The sequence below is a fragment of the Nocardia heshunensis genome, from assembly GCF_054782115.1.
Window position 1 is genome coordinate 1 of the sequence record NZ_BAAGTC010000011.1, and the last position, 5403, is coordinate 5403.

1 protein-coding gene is annotated in these 5403 nt (G+C 69.9%); it reads right to left on the reverse strand.

Annotated features, from left to right (window positions below; genetic code table 11):
• A partial coding sequence (locus ACYVN4_RS35620) for an amino acid adenylation domain-containing protein (RefSeq protein ID WP_460726977.1) occupies nucleotides 1–5403 on the reverse strand: 5403 nt, incomplete at both ends.

A 5403-nucleotide genomic window follows, 5' to 3' on the forward strand; every position in this document is an offset into this window, starting at 1 on the left:
TCAGATCGGGAATGACCTGGCCGGTGGGCACGATCTCCTGGAACGCCTGCCCGTCGATCTCGGGGTAGCGGGTGCGCAGCGACTCGTGGCGCGCCAGCACGTCGGCCACCGCGATCTGGAGAGCCTGGCGGTCCACCAGACCCGACAGGCGCACGGCCGCCGGGATATTGTCCACGGCCGATTCGGGATCGAACCGGTTGAGGAACCACATGCGCTGCTGCGCCAGGGACAGCGGCAGCCGCTCGGGGCGTTCCTGCGCGGTCAGCTTCTCGCGAGCCCCCGCACCGGAATGGGTTTCGGCGCGGGCCGCCAGCGCGGCCACGGTCGACGCCTCGAAGATCTCACGCACGCCCAGGTGGGCGTCCAGCGCGGCCGACAGCCGCGCCGCCACCTGGGTGGCGATGAGCGAGTTGCCACCGAGGGCGAAGAAGTCGTCGTCGAGACCGACCCGCTCCAGCCCGAGGATCTCGGAGAACACGCCCGCGACGATCTGCTCGACCGGCGTGACCGGGGCGCGGAACACCGCGGCCTCGAACACCGGCGCGGGCAGCGCCTTGCGATCCAGCTTGCCGGAGGCATTGAGCGGGAACTCGTCGAGCACCATCAGGATCGACGGCACCATGTAGGACGGCACGCGCTCGCCGACCTCGACGCGGACCTTCTCCACGTCGACGGTCTGCCCGGCCGCCGGAATGACGTAGCCGACCAGTTGATCGCCGGTGTGCACATCGCTGCGCACCACGACCACCGACTGGGCGACGGAATCCAGTGCGGTGAGCGCGGATTCGATCTCGCCGAGCTCGATCCGCAGACCGCGCAGCTTGACCTGGAAGTCGGTGCGGCCGATGTAGTCGAGCTCGCCGTCCGCGGTCCAGGTGACGAGGTCACCGGTGCGGTACATGCGCTCGCCGTCGCCGAACGGGTTGGCCACGAAGCGATCCGCGGACAGATCCGGTCGCGCCACATAGCCGCGCGCCAACTGCACGCCCGCCAGGTAGAGCTCACCCGCGACGCCGACCGGCACCGGCCGCAGTCGCGAATCCAGCACGTACACCTGAGTGTTGAACACCGGGCGGCCGATCGGCACCGAATCCACGTCGGCGTCCACAACCTGGTGGTAGGTGACGTCGACGGCGGCCTCGGTCGGACCATAGAGGTTGTGCAGCTCCGCGCCGGTCAGCGCACGCAGCTTGTGCGACGGCTTGGGCGACAGGGCTTCACCGGAGGCGAAGACCATGCGCAGGCTGGTGCACCGCGCGGCGGCTTCCTCGGCCACGAACACCGCCAGCATGGACGGCACGAAGTGTGTGACCGTGACACCCTCGCGGGCAATGAGATCCGCCAGGTAGGCCGGATCACGGTGGCCTTCGGGCTTGGCCACGACCAGCTTCGCGCCGATCTGCAGCGGCCAGAAGAACTCCCACACCGACACGTCGAAGGTGGCGGGCGTCTTCTGCAACACCACATCGTCGGCGGTCAGGCCGTATTCGCCCTGCATCCACAGCAGGCGGTTGACGATCGCCGAGTGCGGCACCGCCACACCCTTCGGGCGACCGGTCGAACCGGAGGTGAAGATGACGTACGCGGTGTTCGAATCCCGCAGCGGCGCACGACGTTCCGCATCGCGCAGCGGAGCCGCCGAGTAGGCGCTCAGCTCCAGCTTGTCGATGCGCACCTGCGCGGTGTCGATGGCCAGGTCCTCGCCGGAGGTCAGCACGGTCACCGGGTCGGCGGTCTCGAGGATGTACTCGATGCGCTCGGCCGGGTGATCCGGATCCAGCGGCACGTAGGCGGCACCGGTCACGGCGACCGCGTACATGCCGACCACGAGATCGATGGAGCGCCGCATGCCCAGCGCCACAAACGATTCCGCACCGACGCCACGCTCGACGAGCCAGCGGGCCAGGCGATGCACCCGGTCGCCGAACTCGGCGTAGGACAGACTGGTCCCCTCGAAGCTGACAGCAATCGCGTCGGGAGTCCGGAGGGCCTGAGCTTCGAACAGCGCGACCAGCGTGTTCGGGTCGCTCGGCCCCGTCATTCCGGCGCGCTTTTGGCCGGAATCCAACGCCTCGTCGTGTGGATCCCGGCCAAGAGCACGCCGGGATGACGAGGAGGTCCCCTCGAGGCCGAGCGCTGCCAAGGCCGCGTCCCCGTCGAATGCGGTGTCGTTCCAGGTCGTCACCACGAGCTCGCGCTCGGCGGCGTCGACCAACTCGATATCTCCCACGGCCGCAGCCGGTTCGGTGGTGATAGCGGTCAGCACCCGCACCAGACGCTCGGCGATGCGGGCGACGGTGTCCTCGTCGAACAGGTCACGCAGGTAACCCGCGCGGATGCGCAGGCGGGTGTCGAGCTGGGCGATCAGCGTCAGCGGGTAGTGGGTCGCGTCGGCGGCGTCCAGGCCGGTGACGGCCATGCCGTCGATGTCGGCGGCCTTGGCCCGGATGCCTTCGGCGTCAACGGGATACGACTCGAACACCACCAGGGTGTCGAACAGCCCGCCGATGCCCGCGGCCGACTGGATGTCGGCCAGGCCCACGTAGTGGTGGTCGAGCAGGTCGGCCTGCTCGCCCTGGGTGCGGGTGAGCAGCGAGCGCGCCGATTCGGCCGGGTCGAAGGCGACCCGCACCGGGACGGTGTTGATGAACAGGCCCACCATGGATTCCACGCCGGACAGCTGTGCCGGGCGGCCGGACACGGTGGTGCCGAACAGCACGTCCTCGCGGCCGGTGAGGCGGCCCAGCAGCAGACCCCACGCCACCTGCAACACGGTGTTGGGGGTGACGCCGATGTCGGCGGCCAGCGCGGTCAGGCGCGCGGTCGCGGTCTCGTCCAGGTCGAAGAAGTACTCGCCCGACAGCGCGGTGATCTCGTGCGCGGCGTCCGGGCGGGTGAGCAGGGTCGGCTCGGACACCCCGCGCAGCGAGGTCTGCCAGGCGGCCAGCGAGGCCGAACGATCCTGCGCGGCAACCCATTCCAGGAAGTAGCGGTAGGACCGCACCGGCGGCAGCACGGCGCTGTCGGAGTGCGTGGCGTAGAGCACCAGCAGGTCCTGCATGAGCAGCGGCATGGACCAGCCGTCGAGCAGGATGTGGTGGTTGGCCACGGCCAGCTGGTAGCTGGCGGGACCGGTGCGCACCAGCGTGTAGCGGATGAGCGGCGGCTCGGTCAGGTCGAAGCGCTGCACGCGGTCGGCGGCCAGGATCTCGGCCGCGCGAGCAGTACGGGCCGCTTCATCGGCGATGTCGGTGAGGTCGTGGTTGGTCCACGCCACCTTCACACCGTCGATGACCACCTGCACCGGGACACCCGACGCATCGTTCACGTAAGCGGTGCGCAGGATCTCGTGCCGCTCCAGCAGCGCCTGCGCGGCCGACCGGAGCCGGTCGGCGTCCACCCGTCCTTCGAGGGTGAGCACGGCCTGCGCGGTGTACACGTCCACCGAGGTGGCGGCGAGCTGCGCGTGGAAGAGCAGACCGCCCTGCAGCGCGGACAGCGGCCACACCTGGCTCAGCTCGCCGTACTTGCGTTCCCAGCCGTCGATATCGGCCTGGGTGACGTGCACCAGCCCGAAGTCCGACGGGGTGTGCCCGCCGGCCTGCGCCGATTCGGCGTGCTGCGCAACGGCTTCCAGCGCCGAGGTCCACAGCGCGGCGAATTCGGCGATCTCCTCGGCGCCGAGCAGCGTGCTCGGGTAGCCGATATTGGCGGTCAGCTTGTCGCCGACCACGATCGCGTTGATGTCGATCGGGGCCATGGCGGGCATGTCCGCGTCGTAGGCACCGGCCAGGTCGGCCAGGTCCGCGGCCGGGATCCAGCCGAACCCGCGCAGGGCCTCGGGCACATCGCCGTCGTTGACGCGGCCCAGGTAGTTGAAGCTGACCTGACCCGGCAGCTGCTTGGGCAGCTGCGCGGCGGTGTCGGAGTTCATGTAGCGCAGCAGGCCGTAACCGATGCCCTTGTCGGGCACGGCCAGGAGCTGTTCCTTGACGGCCTTGATGGCCCGGCCCATGGCGGGACCGCCGGTGAGGGCGGCCTCCACGTCGATCCCCGACAGGTCGAAGCGCACCGGGAAGATGGCGGTGAACCAGCCGACCGTGCGCGACAGGTCGGCACCGGGCACGACCTCTTCCTCACGCCCGTGGCCTTCGAGCCGGACGAGGGCAGACTTCTCCCCCAGCCCCTTGGCGGCACGGAACTTGGCCACCGTCAACGCGAGTGCGGTCAGCAGACCGTCGTTCACACCGCCGTGGAACAGCGCGGGCACGGTGGTCAGCAACGACTTGGTGGCCTCGGCCGACAGCTCGACGCGATGCTTGGCGATGGTCGCGGTGACATCCACGGCCGGATCCATCGCGCGCTCGGTGAGCAGCGGATCCGGGCCTTCGACGACGTCACGCCAGAACGACAGCTCGGCCACACGCTCGTCGGTGGCGGCCTCACGCTCGAGGGCGTGCGCCCAGGTGCGCATGCTGGTGGCCGGGGCGACCAGCTCGGGGGTCTGTCCGGCGGACAGCTGACCCCAGGCGGCGACGAAGTCCGGCACCAGGATTCGCCAGGTGACACCGTCGACCACGAGGTGGTGCGCGGCGACGACGAGTCGACCGGCACGGGAGGCATCCGACGGTTCCAGCCACACGAACCGGATAACCTGCCCCGCAGCCGGATCCAGCTTGTCCAGGGTGGCATCCAGTGCGGCGGTGGCGATCTCGACGAGATGCTCAGCGGTGACGGCGGCGTCGAACTCGGTGCGATCGATCAGCGCATCCGCGTCGATCGTTCCGGCAGCGGCGGTCTCGACGATCCAGTCCGCGTCCGGCACCCGGCGCAGACGCGCCCGCAGCATGTCGTGGCGGTCGATGACCGCGCCGACGGTGGCGGCGATCCCCGCGCGATCGATCCCGATCGGCAGTTCCAGGGCCATCGTCTGGTTGAACCGGCCGAACTCGCCCGGCCGTCCCGCCATGAACCGCACCACCGGTGTCAGCGGCATGACACCCACGCCGCCGCCGGGCAGCTCGGTCAGCTGCGGAGCCGAATCGTCCTGGCCGTCAGCGGTTTGCGCGACCGCGGCCAGCCCGGACACGGTGCGCTGCTCGAACACGTCACGCGGGCTGAACACCACGCCGCGCGCCTTGGCGCGGGACACCAGCTGGATGGAGACGATGGAGTCGCCGCCCAGCGCGAAGAACGAGTCGTCGATACCGACCCGCTCGAGACCCAGCACCTCGGCGAAGACCTCGGCGATGGTGTGTTCCAGGGGGTTACGCGCGGCCCGGAAGACCACCTCGGTAGCGAAGACCGGCTCGGGCAGCGCCCGGCGATCCAGCTTGCCGACCGGGGTCAACGGCACCCGGTCGATGACCATGACCGAGGACGGCACCATGTACGCGGGCAGAC